The 19,280-nt window shown below is 29.0% G+C and carries 18 protein-coding genes; 16 read left to right on the top strand and 2 right to left on the bottom strand.

The genetic code is table 11. The features are described from left to right. Positions 1 to 34: 34 nt before the first annotated feature. The 4 genes from ACH5BK_RS10195 (at position 35) to ACH5BK_RS10180 (ending at position 4,356) form a co-directional block, all read left to right on the top strand. A complete protein-coding gene (locus tag ACH5BK_RS10195; protein ID WP_404307033.1) occupies positions 35 to 301 on the top strand; it encodes a DnaJ domain-containing protein in 267 nt (88 codons plus the stop codon). An 11-nt stretch (positions 302 to 312) separates the two neighbouring features. Further along, on the top strand, positions 313 to 1,173 hold the full coding sequence (locus tag ACH5BK_RS10190) for an ADP-ribosylglycohydrolase family protein (RefSeq protein WP_404307031.1): 861 nt from the start codon (positions 313 to 315) through the stop codon (positions 1,171 to 1,173). 7 nt (positions 1,174 to 1,180) lie between these two features. Continuing rightward, positions 1,181 to 1,618 (top strand): hypothetical protein, encoded by a 438-nt coding sequence (locus ACH5BK_RS10185; RefSeq protein ID WP_404307029.1) that lies wholly within the window; start codon positions 1,181 to 1,183, stop codon positions 1,616 to 1,618. Between the two features lie 179 nt (positions 1,619 to 1,797). Beyond that, complete coding sequence (locus ACH5BK_RS10180; protein WP_404307027.1) at positions 1,798 to 4,356, top strand: methyl-accepting chemotaxis protein; 2,559 nt, start codon at positions 1,798 to 1,800, stop codon at positions 4,354 to 4,356. Between the two features lie 19 nt (positions 4,357 to 4,375). Here ACH5BK_RS10180 and ACH5BK_RS10175 read toward each other — a convergent pair whose 3' ends face one another. Further along, positions 4,376 to 5,038 carry a response regulator transcription factor gene (locus ACH5BK_RS10175; protein WP_404307025.1) on the bottom strand — a complete coding sequence of 221 codons (663 nt, stop codon included), beginning with the start codon at positions 5,036 to 5,038 and terminating at the stop codon, positions 4,376 to 4,378. After that, positions 5,035 to 6,090: a hybrid sensor histidine kinase/response regulator gene (locus ACH5BK_RS10170; RefSeq protein WP_404307023.1), complete on the bottom strand. Its 1,056-nt coding sequence runs from the start codon at positions 6,088 to 6,090 to the stop codon at positions 5,035 to 5,037. The genes ACH5BK_RS10175 and ACH5BK_RS10170 overlap by 4 nt, the downstream gene beginning before the upstream one ends. Positions 6,091 to 6,166: 76 nt before the next feature. On the opposite strand from ACH5BK_RS10170, the gene ACH5BK_RS10165 reads away from it, so the two are divergent. The 12 genes from ACH5BK_RS10165 (at position 6,167) to ureG (ending at position 19,182) form a co-directional block, all read left to right on the top strand. Then, positions 6,167 to 8,458: an ATP-binding protein gene (locus ACH5BK_RS10165; protein WP_404307021.1), complete on the top strand. Its 2,292-nt coding sequence runs from the start codon at positions 6,167 to 6,169 to the stop codon at positions 8,456 to 8,458. A 98-nt stretch (positions 8,459 to 8,556) separates the two neighbouring features. Next, entirely contained in the window at positions 8,557 to 9,834 is a 1,278-nt protein-coding gene (gene urtA, locus ACH5BK_RS10160; protein ID WP_404307019.1) for an urea ABC transporter substrate-binding protein, read from the top strand. Between the two features lie 47 nt (positions 9,835 to 9,881). Then, the gene (gene urtB / locus ACH5BK_RS10155; RefSeq protein ID WP_404307017.1) at positions 9,882 to 11,480 is read left to right on the top strand and encodes an urea ABC transporter permease subunit UrtB; all 1,599 of its coding nucleotides are present in this window, start codon (positions 9,882 to 9,884) and stop codon (positions 11,478 to 11,480) included. A 4-nt stretch (positions 11,481 to 11,484) separates the two neighbouring features. Next, positions 11,485 to 12,594 (top strand): urea ABC transporter permease subunit UrtC, encoded by a 1,110-nt coding sequence (urtC, locus tag ACH5BK_RS10150; protein WP_404307015.1) that lies wholly within the window; start codon positions 11,485 to 11,487, stop codon positions 12,592 to 12,594. Between the two features lies 1 nt (position 12,595). After that, a complete protein-coding gene (gene urtD, locus ACH5BK_RS10145; protein WP_404307013.1) occupies positions 12,596 to 13,384 on the top strand; it encodes an urea ABC transporter ATP-binding protein UrtD in 789 nt (262 codons plus the stop codon). A gap of 6 nt (positions 13,385 to 13,390) precedes the next feature. Next, positions 13,391 to 14,086, top strand: coding sequence for an urea ABC transporter ATP-binding subunit UrtE (urtE, locus tag ACH5BK_RS10140; RefSeq protein ID WP_404307011.1), 696 nt, complete (start codon positions 13,391 to 13,393; stop codon positions 14,084 to 14,086). Between the two features lie 83 nt (positions 14,087 to 14,169). Beyond that, positions 14,170 to 14,922, top strand: coding sequence for an urease accessory protein UreD (locus tag ACH5BK_RS10135; RefSeq protein WP_404307009.1), 753 nt, complete (start codon positions 14,170 to 14,172; stop codon positions 14,920 to 14,922). Between the two features lie 11 nt (positions 14,923 to 14,933). Then, positions 14,934 to 15,626, top strand: a complete 693-nt coding sequence (locus ACH5BK_RS10130; protein ID WP_404307007.1) for an urease subunit gamma — start codon at positions 14,934 to 14,936, stop codon at positions 15,624 to 15,626. Continuing rightward, positions 15,613 to 17,313, top strand: a complete 1,701-nt coding sequence (ureC, locus tag ACH5BK_RS10125) for an urease subunit alpha (protein WP_404307005.1) — start codon at positions 15,613 to 15,615, stop codon at positions 17,311 to 17,313. Before ACH5BK_RS10130 ends, ureC begins: the two co-directional genes overlap by 14 nt. Before the next feature lie 24 nt (positions 17,314 to 17,337). Then, on the top strand, positions 17,338 to 17,772 hold the full coding sequence (locus ACH5BK_RS10120) for an urease accessory protein UreE (RefSeq protein WP_404307003.1): 435 nt from the start codon (positions 17,338 to 17,340) through the stop codon (positions 17,770 to 17,772). Between the two features lie 25 nt (positions 17,773 to 17,797). Continuing rightward, positions 17,798 to 18,448 (top strand): urease accessory protein UreF, encoded by a 651-nt coding sequence (locus tag ACH5BK_RS10115; protein WP_404307001.1) that lies wholly within the window; start codon positions 17,798 to 17,800, stop codon positions 18,446 to 18,448. A 146-nt stretch (positions 18,449 to 18,594) separates the two neighbouring features. Beyond that, entirely contained in the window at positions 18,595 to 19,182 is a 588-nt protein-coding gene (gene ureG / locus ACH5BK_RS10110; RefSeq protein WP_404306999.1) for an urease accessory protein UreG, read from the top strand. The last annotated feature ends 98 nt before the right edge of the window (positions 19,183 to 19,280 follow it).

The raw sequence follows: 19,280 nt of genomic DNA, 5'->3' as shown, positions 1-19,280 counted from the left end.
GTAGAATAAAATTATTATATATTTAGGGAAGCTTATGGATTATGAAGAATTTGAAAAAGCTGTAGATACATTAGGTGTTTTAACACGTACATCAAAAAAAGATTTAAAACAAAAATATTTAAAGTTATCAAAAAGATATCATCCTGATATGCCAGAGGGAAGTCATGAAAAATTTCAAGAGTTAAAAGATTCTTATGATTTGCTTTGTGCATATATGGATTCATATTGTTTTTTATTTGATAAAGAAGAGTTTAAACAACAGTTTCCAGCATTTACAAATTATAAAAACTGGAATAAATAAAAGGAGTTAAAATGTTTGATCAAAAAAAAGTAAAAGAGTTAGTACTAACTTCATTAGTAACAGATGCCTATTGTTTAGGTACTCATTGGGTTTATGATGAAAAACAATTAAAAGACAGTTCTATAAATTATAATGAACTAAATAAACCTCTTTCGATTTGGCATAAAGATAAAGTTGCCGGTGAATTTACACATTATGGTGACCAAACATTTTGGCTATATGAATTCTTAAAAGATAAAGAAGAGTTTAATGCAGAAGATTTCTTATCTTATTGGACACAAAAAATGAAAAGTTACAATGGTTATATTGATGGTGCTTCAAGAAATACTTTAGAAAATATAGAAAATGGTGTAACACCAAGTGGTTCTTCTTCTACTGATTTATCAATCGTGGGAAGAATTGCACCTTTATTAAAAGTGTCAAAATCAAAAGAAGAGTTTTTGAGAAATGTAGAAAGCTTTGTAAAACTTACACATAACTCTACAAAAGCTATAAATGCTTCAAGTTTCTTTTCAAAACTTTTATTAAAAGCTTTAGATGGAATTGCTTTAGAAGAAGCGATTTTAAGTTTAAAAGATGAATCAGATGCAGTGATTCAAAAACACATTGAAAATGCTTTTGCTTCAAAACAAAAAGAGACTATAAGTATAATAAGAGAATTTGGACCTGCTTGTGATATTGATCAAGGTTTTGCTAGTAGTTTACATTTATTACTTAAATATGACAACTTAAAAGAGATGTTAATTGTAAATGCAAAAGCAGGTGGAGATTCAAGTGCTAGAGCTATGATAGCTTCAATTATTTTTATGGCAAATAATTCTATTTTACAGATACCAAAAAATTGGTTAGCTATAAAAGTTACTTTAGATTAGGGGATTTATGAAAAAGACAATATTAAATTTTTTTTCAGATAAATTATATATAGAATTGACTGTTGCTTCTATTTTATTTTTAATTGCTTTATCTTTAAATATGTTAATGGATTTTATTATTTATATGCTTTATTTTATAATTTTTTTAGAAATAGTAAGAGCTGTTATAAACTATATCAGAGAACAAAGAGTGGCTCTTACTCTTTTAGTTGATGCTTTTATAATTTTAGCATTAAGAGAGTTCATTGTAAATGTTGTAAAAGTAAATAAAGAAGATTTAAAATCAATTGAAGAGATTTTTAATAGTGCAGTAAACTTTAATCTTTTGATTCTATCAGGTGTTATAGGTTTTTTATTAATAGTTAGATACTTTTCTATAAAAACATCACAAAAATATCTTTTTACTAAAAAACAGAATGAAAATAAAAATATTGTAACAAAATGATAAAAATGAAATGATTACAAAAGGTTTTAGTTTAATAGTAGTTTATTAAAGTTATTTTAATTAAAAACAGAATATTATTTAGGCTAGTTGATAATTCTTTTATGGGGTTTAATAAGAATTATTAAGAGATAATAATAGTTATTTCATAAACTATTATTTTAAATTAAGGGGAAGTAAATATGTTTAAATCAATATCTATTAAAGCAAAACTGCTAATGATTGTAATAACATCAATCGTAGTTGTTTCTTCTGCAATGATTGTCCAATCAATAATATCTTTACAAGAGACTTCTGATGCAGTTATTGAAAAGTTTAAAGAAGATGCATACTCTTCTAAGCAAAAAGAGTTAGAAAATTATGTCTCTTTAGCTATGAAAACTGTCGAGTCTTATCATGCAAGAACTTCTAAAGAAAAAGTAAAAGCTGAAGTACAAAGTTATTTAAAAGAGCAAACTGGTTTTATTTTTTCTATCATGGAAGGAACTTATAATAAATATAAGGGAACAGTATCTCAAGAAGAATTAAAAGAGTTAGTAAAAAATGCAGTTAAATCTACAAGATATGGTAAAAGTGGTTATTTTTGGATGAATGACTTAGATGCAAGAATTGTAATGCATCCTATTAAACCGCAATTAGATGGTAAAGATTTATCTAATTATGCAGATAAAGGTGGAACTAGAATTTTTTACGAAGCAGCAAAAGTTTCTAAAGAAAAAGGTGAAGGTTTTGTAGATTATGTATGGCCAAAACCTGGCTTTGACAAACCACAAGATAAAGTCTCTTTTGTAAAACTATTTAAACCATTTGGTTGGGTAGTAGGAACAGGAGAATATGTTGATGATGTAACAACAAGATTACAAAATGAAGCATATAAAGCAATTGCTGATATGAGATATGGAAAAGATGCAAGTGGTTATTTTTGGATAAATGATTCAAAACATGTTGTGAAAATGCACCCTATTAAACCATCGTTAAATGGTAAAAGCATGTATGATTTACAAGACCCTAATGGAAAATATTTATATAGAGAAATTGTAAAAATAGCTAATAAAAACCCTAATGGTGGCTATTTAGACTATATGTGGCCGAAACCAGGATTTACAAAGCCTCAACCTAAAATATCATTTGTTCAAAAGTTCAATGAATGGGATTGGATTATAGGAACAGGTGTTTATGTAGATGATATTGAAGCTAAAATTAAAGAAATGGAAGCTCAAACGCAAGAACAAATTTTAGATGTAATTATTAGAAATTGTATAATCATATTTGTTATTATGATTATTTTAGCATTTGTAATGGCTGTATTATCTAATAAAACGATATTTAAACCATTACAAAACTTCCAAGATGGTTTATTAAATTTCTTTAAATATATTAATAAAGAAAAAGATGATGTTGATCATTTAGATGATAGTGCAGATGATGAAATTGGTAAAATGGCTAAGATAGTAAACCAAAATGTTGTTAAAACAAAATCTTTAATTGAACAAGATAGTGCTTTAATTAAAGATGTAACGAGAGTTGTAGCAAATATTAAAGATGGTTATTTAGATAGTAGAGTTGAAAAAACGACTCAAACAGAAGCTTTACAAATTTTACAAACTCAAATCAATGAAATGCTTGATAATTTAGAAAGTAATATTGGTAGAGATACAAATGTAATCTTAGATGTTTTAGCAAAATATGGTAAATTAGACTTTAGAGAAAATATCAAAAATGCAAATGGAAAAGTTGAAGTTGCTATAAATGATTTATCAAAAATAATTAATGGTATGTTAGCTGAAAATAAACAAAATGGATTAACATTAGATGCAAGTTCAGATGTATTACTTGAAAATGTAGATAAGTTAAATAAAAACTCAACTACTACAGCAGCAGCTCTTGAAGAAACAGCAGCAGCATTAGAAGAGATTACAAGTACTATAATTAACAATACAGAAAGTATTACAACAATGGCTTCTAATTCAGAGGACTTATCTAAATCAATTAAAATAGGTCAAGAATTAGCAACAGGTACAGTTAAGTCTATGGATGAAATTAATGACCAAACACAAGATATTGCAGAAGCAATTACTGTAATTGATCAAATTGCATTCCAAACAAATATTTTATCATTAAACGCAGCAGTAGAAGCAGCAACAGCTGGTGAAGCTGGAAAAGGTTTTGCAGTTGTAGCACAAGAAGTAAGAAACTTAGCTGCAAGAAGTGCAGAAGCAGCAAAAGAGATTAAAGATATTGTTGAAAAAGCAACTGAAAAAGCAAATGCTGGTAAAGATGGTGCTGATAAGATGATTAAAGGTTATGAATCATTAAATCAAAGTATCTTAAAAACTACAGAATTAATTGCTACAATTTCAGAAGCTTCAAAAGAGCAAAGAGCAGGAATTGAACAGATTAATGATGCTGTAACACAACTTGATCAACAAACACAACAAAATGTTGTTATTTCAAATACTACACATAGTATTGCTGTACAAACAGATGAAATTGCTAAATTAATTGTACAACAAGCTAATGAAAAAGAGTTTATTGGAAAAGATAGTATTAAAAGTGAGGCTGTAAAATTAAGTGATAAAAGTTCTGAAGAGATTTTAGCAGAGCTTAGAAATCAAACAAATGCTAAGGTTTCATCTAAACCAAAGCAAACACAAACTAAAGCTCACACACAAGCACCTTCAACAAGTGCAAAACAATCATTTACTGATACAAGTAGTGATGATGAGTGGGAAAGCTTCTAAAAGAAGCTTTTCTCTCAACTCATTTAATTAGTTTATATCCCACACCTCTTAAGTTTATAATCATTCCACTTTTTAATTTTTGTTTTAATTTATGAATTACACTTCTCATACTAACTGTTTGCATTTGTCTTGAACTCCATACATACTCATGAATCATTTCATTTGTAACTGTTTTGTTAATATTTTTTGAAAAAAGTGTAAGAAGAAGTTTCTCTTTTGTAGTTAAATCAATCTCATGTTTATGTTTATAAAGTCTTTGCTCTATTAAATCAAAAGAGAAGTTATTGCCTAAGTCTTTTAATAGATCACTATTTTGCTCTAAATTTAAATGAGATAAATGATACTCAATTCTAAGATACAACTCTTCAAAATCAAAAGGCTTTTTAATATAATCATTACATCCAAGATTGTATGATTTTTTGATATTTTCAATATCAATTTTTGCACTTATCATAATCACGGGAGTATTTATATCTTTCTGTCTAATAAACTCCAAAGTTTTATGCCCATCAAAACCTAAAACATTTACATCTAAAATATATAAATCATAACTATCATTTAGTATTTTATCAACAGCCTTATATCCATCTATAAAACTATCTATAAAAAAACCTTTTTTCTCTAAGGAAACTTTTATGATTTTATTTAGATTATGGTCGTCTTCTAATAATAGTATTTTCATAAAACCTCCTTTGTCATATTTGTTGGAAAAATATAAGAGAAACTTGTCTCTTCTTTACTTGATTTTATATCTATTTGTATTTTATTGTTTTGGCAAATCTCTTTTACGATATTTAAGCCTAAACCTAAACCAATATTTTTATTTTTTTGTTGATAGTATGCTTCAAAAATTGAGTCTGTATCTTCTATGGTGATTCCTTTGTTTTTTACTTCAATTTTTCCTTTCTTCTCATAATCTAAAATTATTTCTATATCCTCATTTTCAAAAGAGTATTTTATGGCATTTGAAAGAGTATTATCAATTGCTCTTTCAAGTTCATATCTATCCATAAAAAGCTCAAACTCTTTATATATTTCAAGATGAATATGAATGTTTTTTGTTTTTGCAATCTCATCAAAGAACTGTACTCTTGAAGATAAAAATGAAATTAAATCTATCTTTTCATTTGACTTTTCTCTTGTTTGTTTTTTTGTTAAAAAGTATAAATCATTGTAGATTGATGAGAGTGATTTCGAAGAGGCTTTTATAACTTCAAGTTGTTCTTTTTGTCCTATTTGCTCTTCTAAACTATCTACATTTAAAGAGATTACACTTAAAGGAGTATTTATTTCATGAATGATTTTTTTTAAAAAAAAGTCTTGTTGATTTAGTAATTTTGAGATTGTTTGTTTATTTTCATAGATTTGAAGTTGAGTTTTTATTCTAGCTTTTACTTCTTCTTGTTCAAAAGGCTTAGTAATATAATCAACACCACCTTGTTCAAAAGCTTTTACTTTTATAGAAACATCATCTAAAGCACTTATAAAAATAATAGGTATTTCTTTTAGTTTTTTATTTTCTTTTACTATTTTACATACTTCAAAACCATCAATATTTGGCATTTTTATATCAAGAAGTATAAGATTGGGTGGATTTTCTTTTGCTGCTTCTATGGCAAATAGTGCATCTGGACTTGCTTTTAATTCATAAGGTTCATCTTTTAAAATCTCTTTTAAGTACTTTAGATTTTCGATTTTATCATCTATTATAAGTACTGTATATTTTTTATTCATTATGTTTACTCTTTTTGCTTTTGCTAGTTGTTACAATTATAAGCAAATAGATATAAAGATAGATTTAGGATTTTATGTGAAATTGAAGAAACTTTTTATGTTGCTGTTTATTTTTAATACAGTTGCCTTTATAAGTATGGCAATTGTGATTAATAAATATCAAAAAGCAACCATTGATTTAGAAGACGCTTATGAAATGCAATACAAATCACTTATCTTAGCCCATGAGTTAAGACAAAGTAGTGATGATTTAACAAGAATGGCAAGAACTTATGTAATAACAGGAAATCCTATGTTTGAAAAACAGTATAAAACTGTTCTTGATATAAGAAATGGATTAAAAGCAAGACCCCAAAGATATAACGGTATTTTTTGGGATTTTTTAACTATTGATGGAAGTGTGGCAAAACTTGATGGGAAAAAAATACCTTTAAGACAGTTAATGAAAGAAGCAAACTTTCTTGATGAGGAGTTAAACTTACTTTTTACTTCCCAAAATGAATCAGATGATCTAACAAGATTAGAGCATAAAGCAATGAATGCCGTAAAAGGTATCTTTGAAAATAGTGAGGGAAACTATACAATCAAAGATAAACCAAACTTTAAATTAGCAAGACAGATTATGCACTCAAGGCAGTATCATGAGGCAAAGATTAGAATTATGAAGCCTTTAGATACTTTTTATAAAGCCTTTGAAAAAAGAACAAAACAAAAAGTTATTGAGGCTGCTAATGTAGTAAAACAACAAGAATTAAATGTAAATGTTATTGTGGTTTTATCTATTCTTATCTTTTTAACTTCCTTTTTTATTATTCTTTTTAGAATAGTTTACCCACTTGATTTACTTAGAAAAATCATGTTAAGACTTTCAAAAAATGATATGAGTGTTGAATTAGAAAAAAATAAATATGATGATGAGATAGGTGATATGATAGGTGCCGTTGAGATTTTTAAAGATAATACTACAAAACTTATAAGTAGTGAATCAAAGTTAAAAATAGCAATAAATGAAGCCAAAAATGCAAATAAAGCAAAATCCATTTTTTTAGCAAGAATGAGCCATGAATTAAGAACACCACTAAATGCTATCTTGGGTTTTACAAGTTTACTTCAAAAATCAACTTCAATAAACAAAAATGATAAAGAGAGTTTAAATATCATACAAAAAAGTGGTAAACATCTTTTAAATATCATAAATGAAATCTTAGAACTTTCAAAAATAGAAGCAGGAAAAATTGAGATAAGACCAATAAGTTTTGACTTTCATGATTTAGTGAAAGAGCTTGACTCAATTTTTAGTTTTAGATGTAAATCAAAGGATATTAATTTTGAGATAAATTTTTTATCAACTCTTCCTAAATATATAAAAACAGATGAGCAAAGACTAAAACAGATACTTATAAATCTACTAGGAAACTCTTTAAAGTTTACCAATAAAGAAGGAAGAATTATAGTAAATATCTATGAAAAAAATAAAAAGCTTTTCTTTGAAGTAAAAGATAGTGGAAAAGGAATAAAAAAAGAAGATTTAGAAAAGATATTTAAACCATTTGAGCAAGTTGATGATGAGTTTAAACAAAAAGGAACAGGTCTTGGATTATCTATTACTAAAGAGTTAGTTACTTTAATGGGTGGGGATATTTATGTTAAAAGCCAAATAAAGAAAGGAACTCAATTCTTTTTTAGTATTGAATATGAACTGTCTCAAGATAAAGTAAAAAAAGCTGATGTTTTAGAGTTTGAAGCTAATTCAATAATAGAAAATAAAACTATCCTAGTAGTTGATGATATAAAAGTAAATAGAGATTTGATTTGTAAAATATTAGAACAATATAAATTTAAAACTTATGAAGCAAGTAGTGGTAGTGAAGCTTTGGAGTTAATCTCAAAATATGATATAGATTTAATATGTATGGATATTTTGATGAAGGATTTAAATGGTTTAGAAACTATGAAGATTATAAGAGAGCAATTAAATTTAGACTTGCCTATTATTGCTATTTCTGCAAATGTATATGAAGAGGATAAAGCACAAGCTTTAGCTTGTGGTGCAAATGACTTCATAAGTAAACCAATAGATGAAAATGAACTTATTTCTAAAATCTCAAAATATTTAAATCTAAGTTCAAAGCTTCAAACTATACCTAAAACTGTAAAAGTAGAAAATATAGAAGATAGTTTTAGTGGCATTTCTAAAACTTTTTTTGAACTATTAAGAAAATATAGTTTAGATATGAATGAAGATAAGATACTTGAACTCCTTGAAACTTATAAACTCTTAGAGAATCAAAAGGCTTATATAAAAGCCTTACTAGATGATTTTAATTACAGTAAGATAAATGACTTGTGTATAAAATATATACACTAAGTCTTTATTTTCAATCTAAAAAACAACACTAAAACAACACTTCTTTTTTATACTTCTTTTTAGAAGTCAAAGATGACTTGAATTAAAAAGGAGAATTCATGAAGAAAAGATTTGCAAAAGCCTTAGCTGCTTCGGCGTTGGTTAGTATGAGTTTAATGGCACAAGCTGCTGATACAATTAAAGTTGGTGTTTTACACTCTTTATCAGGAACTATGGCTATTAGTGAGACAACACTTAAAGATACAGTTTTAATGCTAATAGAAGAGCAAAATAAAAAAGGTGGACTATTAGGTAAAAAATTAGAGCCTGTAGTTGTTGATCCTGCCTCAAACTGGCCTTTATTTGCAGAGAAAATGAGAGGTCTTTTAACTAAAGATAAGGTAGATGTTACTTTTGGATGTTGGACATCAGTATCTAGAAAATCTGTTTTACCTGTGGTTGAAGAGTTAAATGGTTTATTATTCTATCCTGTTCAATATGAAGGGGAAGAGTCTTCTAAAAATGTATTTTATACAGGTGCTGCGCCAAATCAGCAGGCAATTCCAGCAGTTGATTACTTAATGAATGAAGTTGGTGTTAAAAGATGGGTTTTAGCAGGAACTGACTATGTATATCCAAGAACAACAAACAAAATTTTAGAAGCATATTTAAAAGCAAAAGGGGTTGCTGCATCTGATATTATGGTTAACTATACACCATTTGGTCACTCTGACTGGCAAAGTATTGTAAGTGATGTTAAGAAGTTTGGTAGTGCTGGAAAGAAAACAGCAGTTGTTTCTACAATCAATGGTGATGCAAATGTGCCATTTTATAAAGAGTTAGGAAACCAAGGTATTACTTCTGAGAATATTCCAGTAGTTGCATTTTCTGTTGGGGAAGAAGAGTTATCAGGAATTGATACTAAACCTTTAGTTGGGCATTTAGCTGCATGGAACTACTTCCAAAGTGCCGAATCACAAGCAAATGATGAGTTTATTTCTAAATGGAAAACATTTATCAAAAATGATAAAAGAGTTACAAATGACCCAATGGAAGCAACTTATATTGGATTTAATATGTGGGTAAAAGCTGTAGAAAAAGCTGGAACTACTAATGTTGATAAAGTAAGAGATGCAATGATTGGTATTACTGTTCCAAACCTTACAGGTGGAACTGCAAAAATGCTTAAAAACCACCACTTAACAAAACCTGTTTTAATTGGTGAAATTCAAGAAAATGGTCAATTTGAAACTGTATGGGAAACTGACAGTGAAGTTGCAGGTGATGCATGGTCTGACTTTTTACCAGGAAGTAAAGACTTAATTTCTGACTGGACTAAACCAGTTAATTGTGGAAACTACAACACAAAAACTAATAAATGTATAGGTGCAAATTAATAAAAGTATGGAAGTTCTCTTCCATGCTTTTATAATGAAAGGTTAATATGAATATTTTAAAAATAATATTACTTAATTTATTGCTAGTAGGTTTTACTTATGCAAATACTTTAAAAGAAGATGCAAACTCTTTGATTACAAATAGTTTTAAAAACAAAGAGAAAGCTATTTTAGATTTAACTTCTAAACACTCACAAAATGATAATCTAGAGTATCTTTTACAAAGAATGCTAGAAGGAAAACTTTACTACATAAAAAAAGATAAAACATTAGTTTTTCTGAAAGAAAAAATTCAAAGAGAGTATATAACTGTTGAGGTTTTCTCAAAAAAAACTTTAGATAAAAAATCAAAATATGATTTTAAAAAGATAAAGATAAACAATAAATTAAGAAGTGTTATCAAAGAATCACTTGCTAAATTAAATCTTTTTTCAAAAAATGAAGATAAAAGACTTAAATCAGCAAAAAATCTACTTAAAAACTTAGATGTAAAAAATCAAGCTTTAGTTTTAGAAGCTTTAAACAAAGAGAAAAGTAGCGATGTAAAAGAGGTTTTAGAAGAAATAAAAACAAATCTTGATGCAAAGTATGCTTCAACAAAAGAAAAACAAATTGAAGCTACAAAAAAACTAGGAGAGTTTTTATCTTCTAAATCTCTTCAAACATTAAATGAGATTAAAAACAGCAGTGAAGATAAAGTTTTAGTTCAAACTGCCCAAAAATCAATAAAAAGTATTGAATCAAGTAAGTCTTTTTATTCTTTTATTGAAACTGCATTTTTTGGTTTAAGTATGGGGTCTGTTTTACTTTTAGCTGCTATTGGTTTATCTATTACTTTTGGTGTTATGAAGGTTATTAATATGGCTCATGGGGAGCTTATTATGATTGGAGCATATACAACTTATACAATTCAGCAAGTTATGCCAGGACTTATTGAGTATTCTATTCTTATTGCTATTCCTGCTGCTTTTATTGTAAGTGGTGTTGTTGGGATTTTGATTGAAAGATTGGTTATTAGACATCTTTATGGAAGACCACTTGAAACACTTTTAGCAACATTTGGGGTTAGTTTGATTTTACAACAATTAGTTAGAACAATCTACTCGCCTTTAAATCAAGAAGTAAAAACACCATCTTGGATGAGTGGAGCTTTAGAAGTAAATAGTACGCTGTTTTTAACATACAACAGACTTTATATCATCATATTTGCATTTGCTGTATTTTTAGCAATCTTATTTGTGATGAAAAAAACTTCACTTGGATTAAAAGTTAGAGCTGTTTCTCAAAACAGACCAATAGCGAGAGCTATGGGAATTAAATCAAACTATATTGATGCAATCACATTTGGTATAGGTTCAGGTATAGCAGGTGTTGCAGGTGTTGCCTTATCTCAACTTACAAATGTAGGACCAAACCTAGGACAAGCTTATATAGTTGATAGTTTTATGGTAGTTGTATTTGGTGGAGTTGGTAATCTTTGGGGTACATTTATAGCAGCTCTTACACTAGGTGAGATAAACAAGTTTATAGAACCTGTTTCAGGAGCTGTTCTTGCTAAGGTTATTATTCTAGTGTTTATTATTTTATTTATTCAAAAAAAGCCTAGAGGATTATTTCCTCAAAAGGGCAGAGATGTTGAGGATTAATTAGATGGAAAGAAAAGCATTAATTTTAAAAATATTAGAAAATGACAAAGGAGGAAAGATAGTTCTTTCTTCTTTAGCTGTAGTAGTTTTTGTAGTTGCTTTTTGTAATTTATTTGTTCCAAGTGATTCAATATTTTACATCTCAACTTTTACAGTAACTATTTTAGGAAAGTATTTAGCCTTTGCACTTTTAGCTTTGGCATTGGATTTAGTTTGGGGATATTTAGGAGTTTTAAGTCTTGGTCATGGAGCATTTTTTGCCCTTGGTGGTTATGCTTGGGCTATGTATCTTATGAGACAAATAGGTGATAGAGGTGTTTATGGAAATCCAGATTTACCTGACTTTATGGTTTTTATGAACCTAAAAGAGTTACCTTGGTTTTGGCAAGGTTTTGATAATCCATTATTTGCTTTTTTAATGGTGATGTTAATTCCAGGGATTTTAGCTTTTGTATTTGGATACTTAGCTTTTAAAAGTAGGGTTACAGGAGTTTATTTATCAATCATAACTCAAGCTTTAACTTATGCTTTAATGTTAGCATTTTTTAGAAATGATATGGGCTTTGGTGGAAATAATGGACTTACAGATTTTAAAGACATTTTAGGTTTTGATTTATCAAGTGATACAACAAGGGTTGCACTTTTAATCATCACTTTTTTAGCTTTAGTTTTAGGTTATTTAGTTTGTAGATTTATCATAAATTCAAGACTTGGAAGAGTTGTTATATCAATCAGAGATGCTGAAAGTAGAGTAAGATTCTTAGGATACAAAGTTGAGCAATACAAACTGTTTATCTTTGTAGTATCAGCTGTGTTAGCTGCAATTGCAGGGGCTTTATATGTACCACAAGTGGGAATTATAAATCCTGGTGTATTTTCTCCTTTATTTTCTATTGAGCTTGTAATTTGGGTTGCTATTGGTGGAAGAGGTACTTTATATGGTGCGATTATTGGAGCAATTGTTGTAAGTTTTGCAAGTACATATTTTACATCAGCTTTACCTGAGGTTTGGTTATATGCTTTAGGTGCTTTATTTGTAGTAGTAACACTTTATTTACCAAAGGGAGTTGTGGGTGTATTTTCACAACTTAGTTCAAAACTAAAAAAGGCTTAAGATGAAACTATTAAAACATGAAAATGAACAAAATGTAGGTGATTTAAAAAAAGGAGATAGAATCCTTTTAGTTGATGGTGTAAGCGTTAGTTTTGATGGCTTTAAGGCCTTAAATAATCTAAGTTTTTCCATAAATTATGGTGAGCTTAGATGTATTATTGGTGCAAATGGTGCTGGAAAATCAACTATGATGGATGTAGTAACTGGAAAAACAAGACCTGATGAAGGTCATATTGTTTTTGGTGAGGCTGTTGATTTACTTGGACTTGATGAGCCAACTATTGCTCAAATAGGTATTGGACGAAAGTTCCAAAAGCCAACTGTATTTCAAAACAATACAGTTTTTGAAAACCTAGAGCTTGCTATGAAAGATGATAAGAGATTTTTTAAAACTCTATTTTCAAAACTAAGTGGGGAGCAAAAAGATAAGATAGATGAGACTTTAGGGCTTATTGGACTTAAGGATTTAGTTCATAGGCAAGCAGGTATTTTATCCCATGGACAAAAACAGTGGTTAGAAATAGGAATGCTAATAATGCAAGAACCAAAACTTCTACTTGTAGATGAACCAGTTGCAGGAATGACTCCTCAAGAAGTAGAAAACACAGCCCAGATTCTAACAAATCTAGCAAAAGATAATGCAGTTGTAGTTGTAGAGCATGATATGGAGTTTATTAGAAGTATCGCTAAAAAAGTTACAGTTTTACATGAGGGTTCTGTTTTAGCTGAGGGAAGTATGGATGCTATACAGAACAATGAGAAAGTAAGACAAGTATATTTAGGAGAGTAGAATAATATGTTAAAAATAGAAAAAATAAATCAATACTATGGACAAAGTCATACTCTTTGGGATTTAAGTTTAGAGCTTAAAAAAGGTAGATGTACTTGTATTATGGGAAGAAATGGTGTTGGAAAAACAACACTAAGTAAAGTAATCATGGGCTTACTTCCTATAAAAGATGGACAACTTTTATATGATGGAGAAGATATTTCAAAACTTAGTGACCATAAAAGAGCAGGTATTGCCATAGGCTATGTACCACAAGGAAGAGAGATATTCTCACAACTTACTGTTTTAGAAAACCTTCAAATAGGAGTGTTAGCAAATAGAAATAAAATCAAAAAAGTACCTGAAAAAATCTATGAGCTTTTCCCTGTTTTAAAAGATATGCAAAAAAGAAAAGGTGGGGATTTAAGTGGAGGTCAGCAACAACAACTTGCAATTGCAAGGGCTTTATGTATTGATCCAAAATTTTTAATTTTAGATGAACCAAGTGAGGGAATACAACCAAATATCGTAGCTCAAATAGGTGAGGTTATTGACTATCTTACAAAAGAAGAAGATATGACAGTTATGTTAGTTGAGCAAAAACTTCCTTTTGCTAGACGACATGGAGATGACTTTTATGTATTAGATAGAGGAAGTGTTGTAGCAAATGGGGAAATCAATGAACTAAGTGATGATATTGTAAACAAATATATGTCTGTTTGATTGTTTTATATACAAGTGTAGAAAAAATGATGAAAACTTTTTAGTTAAAATATTTTGAAATTATAAACATATAAAGAGGATTTATGAGCATAAAGTTTGATTTTAAAGAAGATGTATTTAGTTTGGATAAACTACTTTTACCTTCACGATATTACTATTTTAACGAAGATGAAAATTATATAAAACTTCTAAATATAGGTGAGGGGATATTTCCAAAAGATAGGATAAAACTTCATGTATCTTTAAACAAATCAAACTTAGTTCTTACAACTGAATCTGCAACTAAGATTTATAAATCAAAAAAAGAGTATGGAATCAACTATATCAATATCAAACTTCAAAAAAGCGCGAACTTGGAGTTTATAAATGATGAGTTGATTTTGTACGAACAATCAAAATATATACAACTTTTTAGACTAACTTTTGATGAAAGTTGTACGTTTTTTTATACGGATATTTTAAGTCGTGGAAGAAGTTATGAAAACTTTGATTTTACTTCTATGCTTATGAAAAACTCTTTTTACGAAAACAAAAGTTTAGAGTATCAAGAAAAGTTTGATGTAAGTGGAGTACAACTAAAAGATTATATGAAAAGAAAAAAAAGTAAACAAAACTTTTTTGCCAAGCTTTATATCAAAACAAAAAACAATGAAGAGTTTTTAAATGAAGTATATAAAAGTGGTTTTGAAAGTATAACTTACTCTTCAAATCAAAAAATGCTTGTAGCTGTAATATCCCATGAAAATATGAACAGTTTAAGAAAAGAAATCTTTTTTATTTGGGCTTTATATAGAAAAAGTCTAAATAAAAAAGAGTTTAATTTAGGAAAACAATAAAAGGAGAAAGTGTGTTTCTTACAAATCGTGAATCAGAAAAACTGCAAATTTATACAGCAGCAAAATTAGCCCTTGAGAGAAAAGATAGAGGCTTAAAACTTAACTATCCAGAAGCTGTTGCTATTATTTCTTCATATATTGTAGAAGGTGCTAGAGATGGAAAGAGTGTAGCCCAACTTATGGTTGATGCAACTAAAGTTTTAAAACAAGATGATGTGATGCCAGAGGTTGCTTCAATGATTTCTATGGTTCAAGTAGAAGCTACTTTTGATGATGGAACAAAACTAGTAACAGTTCATAATCCAATACCAACTTCAAAAGATATAGAAGTTCCAGGAGAGTATTTAGTAGATGATGAAGAACTTATACTAAATGAAAATGCCAAGATTACTACAATAGAAGTAGAAAACAAAGGTGATAGACCAGTTCAAATAGGTTCACATTATCACTTCTTTGAGGTAAATAAAGAGCTTGATTTTGAAAGATTTGAAGCTTATGGAAAAAGACTTGATGTACCTGCTGGAACATCTGTAAGATTTGAGCCAGGTTCTAAAAAACAAGTTGATTTAGTTGCCTTTACTGGAAAAAGATATATGAGTGGTTTCAATGGTTTAGTTGAAGGCTTTTTAGATGATGAAGAAACTAAGAAAAAAGCTAAGAAAAATTTAGAGAAGTTTTTAGGAGAGTGTGATGAAGATAAGTAAACAAAAATATGCTTCCATGTATGGTCCAACAAAGGGTGATAGATTTAGATTAGCTGATACTTCATTAATAGCGAAAATTGAAAAAGATTATACTACTTATGGTGAAGAGGTTAAGTTTGGTGGTGGTAAGACTATTAGAGATGGTATGGCTCAAAGCCCAACAGCAACTGTTACTTGTGATTTGATTATTACAAATGCCACTATTATTGACTATACAGGAATTTATAAAGCTGATATTGGAATAAAAGATGGCTTAATTAGTGCTATTGGAAAAGCAGGAAATCCAAATCTTTGTGATGGTATTAGTGAAGGTTTAGAGATTGGTGCAAACACAGAAATACTTTCATCTGAGGGAAAAATCATAACAGCAGGGGGAATTGACTCACATATTCACTATATCTCTCCTGGGCAAATTGATGAAGCACTAGCAAGTGGTGTTACTTCTATGCTTGGAGGTGGTACTGGGCCAAATACAGGAACAAATGCCACAACTTGTACGCCAGGTGAATGGAATATATCAAAGATGATTCAAAGTGTAGATGATATACCTATGAACTTTGGATTTATGGGAAAAGGAAATAGTTCAAGCTACGAAGCTTTAAAAATGCAAATAGAAGCAGGAGCTATGGGACTTAAACTTCATGAAGATTGGGGAAGTACTCCAAAGGCTATTGATACATGTCTTAGTGTTGCAGATGATTTTGATATACAAGTAGCAATTCACACAGATACTTTAAATGAGTCAGGTTTTGTGGATAATACGGTTGATAGTTTTAAAAATAGAACTATTCATACTTTCCATAGTGAAGGTGCTGGTGGTGGTCATGCCCCTGATATTATGAAAGTTGCAGGTTTAGCAAATATCTTACCTTCAAGTACAAACCCAACACTTCCATATACAAAAAATACTATTGAAGAACACCTTGATATGCTTATGGTTTGTCATCATTTAAGTCCTAAAATTCCAGAGGATGTAAGCTTTGCTGAAAGTAGAATAAGAGGAAATACTATTGCAGCTGAGGATGTACTACAAGATTTAGGAGCTATTTCTATTACAAGTTCGGACTCACAAGCTATGGGAAGAGTAGGAGAGGTAATAATAAGAACTTGGCAAGTTGCTGACTCTATGAAAAAACAAAGAGGAGCTCTTGAGGGTGATGATGAAAAAAGTGATAATGAAAGAATCAAAAGATACATAGCAAAATATACTATAAACCCTGCCATTGCTTGTGGGATTGATGAGTATGTGGGAAGTGTTGAAGTTGGAAAAATGGCTGATTTAGTTTTATGGAATAGGGCATTTTTTGGAGTGAAACCAGAACTTGTACTAAAAGGTGGATTTATAGCACTTGCTATGATGGGAGATAGTAATGCTTCTATTCCTACACCTGAACCAAATATGTATAGACCTATGTTTGGAAGTTTAGGAAAGGCTAGTGCTAAAACAAGTGCTATTTTTACTTCAAAAGTAGCAAGTGAAAATTTAGCTAGTAAACTAGGAATAAACAAACAAGTTTTAAGTGTAAAAAACACAAGAAATATAGGCAAAAAAGATATGAAACTAAATGATTTCATAGGTGAGGTTGAGGTTGACCCTGAAACTTATGATGTAAGAGTTGATGGAAAACTAATAGAGTCAAATTATGTAAGTGAAGTGCCTATGGCTAAGAAATACTTCTTATTTTAAAATGGGCACTTTTAAGGAATAAAAATGATTAAAAAAATAATAGAGATAAAAAAAGACATCAGTTTTGATGATGAGGTTGAGTTATCATGGTTTGATATGCAAAAGCCAAACTTAACAGCTGTAAGTAAAAACGGTGTTGATTTTATAATAAAAGCCAAGTTTACACACTTGCATGAAAATGATATTTTAGTTGATGAAGATGGCTTTACTATCAAAGTTTCAAGAAGTGAAGATATGATTCATATCTTAGAGTTTAAAGATGCACTTAGCTTTGCAAAAACTGCTTATGAGATAGGAAATAGACATCAACCAGTACAAATAAGTGAGTCGAAAATAGTGGTTTTAGATGATATATCTATTGAAGATATTATCAAAGATTGTTATAAAAATGAGTCTATAAAAGTAGAAAAAACAAGAGGGTATTTCAAACCAAATGGAAAAGCACACCACTCACACTAAGGCTTTGAAAAGTTTAAGTAGATTTTTGCAAATACTTGATGGAAGTTTTCCCTCAGGTGTTTTTGTTCACTCTTTTGGACTTGAACCTCATATGGTTTTAGAAGAAGTAAAAGATATAGATACCCTAAGAGATTATCTTAAAAACTTTATTTATGATCAGTATGCAAAACAAGAGTTTGTATATATCAAAAAAGTTTATGAGGCTTTAAGTAGTGAAAATCTAGTAGTGTTAAAAAAACTTGATAAAAATCTAGGGGCATATTTGACTTTTGAGTATGCAAAAGCTTCAAAGCATATAGGTGAGAACTATTTTGCTCAAACAAAAACATTGCCCCAAAAGCAAATAGTAAAAGAGTACTTTTCAAAAATAGAAAATAAACAGTGTATAGGAAATGAACTTTTAGTTTTAAGCTCATTAGCTTTTGATATGGATATAAAAATAGAAGACTTTATAGTAATGTGGACTAAAAAAAATCTAATAAACATCTGTGCAGCAACACTTAAAATATCAAGAATAAAACCCTCTCAAATTCAACAACTTTTATTTGAGTTTGATGAGTTTTTAGAAAAGTTTTATTATGAAAATATTGATGAAAAAATCACAAATTTTAATCCACTTTTTGAAGAAGTGATATTTAAACACAAAAAACTAGAACCCAAAATGTTTGCAACATAGTTTTGATTGTTTTTTTATCCTATTTCTTCGTTGTAAATAGATTTATTTACTTATAGTAAACTTCATCTATTTACGTCTTGAACTAGAATAAAAACCCTAATCAAAATTTAGTTGATAAAATTACAAATTAGTCAGCAGGAGAAAAAATGGCACTAAAAATAGGAATAGCAGGACCAGTAGGAAGTGGTAAAACTTCTTTGATTGAAAGCCTTACAAATGTGTTGAAAGATAAATATAGTTTAGGAATAGTAACAAATGATATTTATACAACAGAAGATGCAAACTATCTTAAAAAAACACTTGATTTAGATGAAAATAGAATCTTAGGAGTTGAAACAGGAGGATGTCCACATACAGCAATCAGAGATGATATTTCTATGAATCAAAAAGCAGTAGTAGAACTAGAAGAGAAGTTTAATCCTGATATTATTTTTGTAGAAAGTGGTGGAGATAATCTAAGTGCTACTTTTTCTTATGAATTGATAGATTATTATTTATATGTTATTGATGTGGCACAAGGTGCTGATATTCCTAGAAAAAAGGGTGCTGGGTTACTTTTTAGTGATTTGCTTGTAGTAAATAAAACTGACTTAGCCCCTTATGTTGGTGTAGATTTAGAGCAGATGAAAGAAGATGTAGCAAACAATAGAAAAAATAAACCTTCACTTTTTATCACAAACAAAGATGAAAAAAGTTTAGAAAAACTAATAGAGTGGTTAGAGGTTTTACTTTAGTTGTTTCATATAGTGAAACTCAAAGAAACTAATCTTTTTTGTATATTATCTATTAAGTTCACTTCTTATAATATTTTTAAAATTTTAAGGAGAAAAAG

This window comes from Arcobacter sp. YIC-80, assembly GCF_044841725.1.
GTDB lineage: Bacteria > Campylobacterota > Campylobacteria > Campylobacterales > Arcobacteraceae > Arcobacter_B.
Note: the sequence above shows the minus strand (reverse complement) of the source record. Positions and strands in the feature narration are given on the sequence as shown.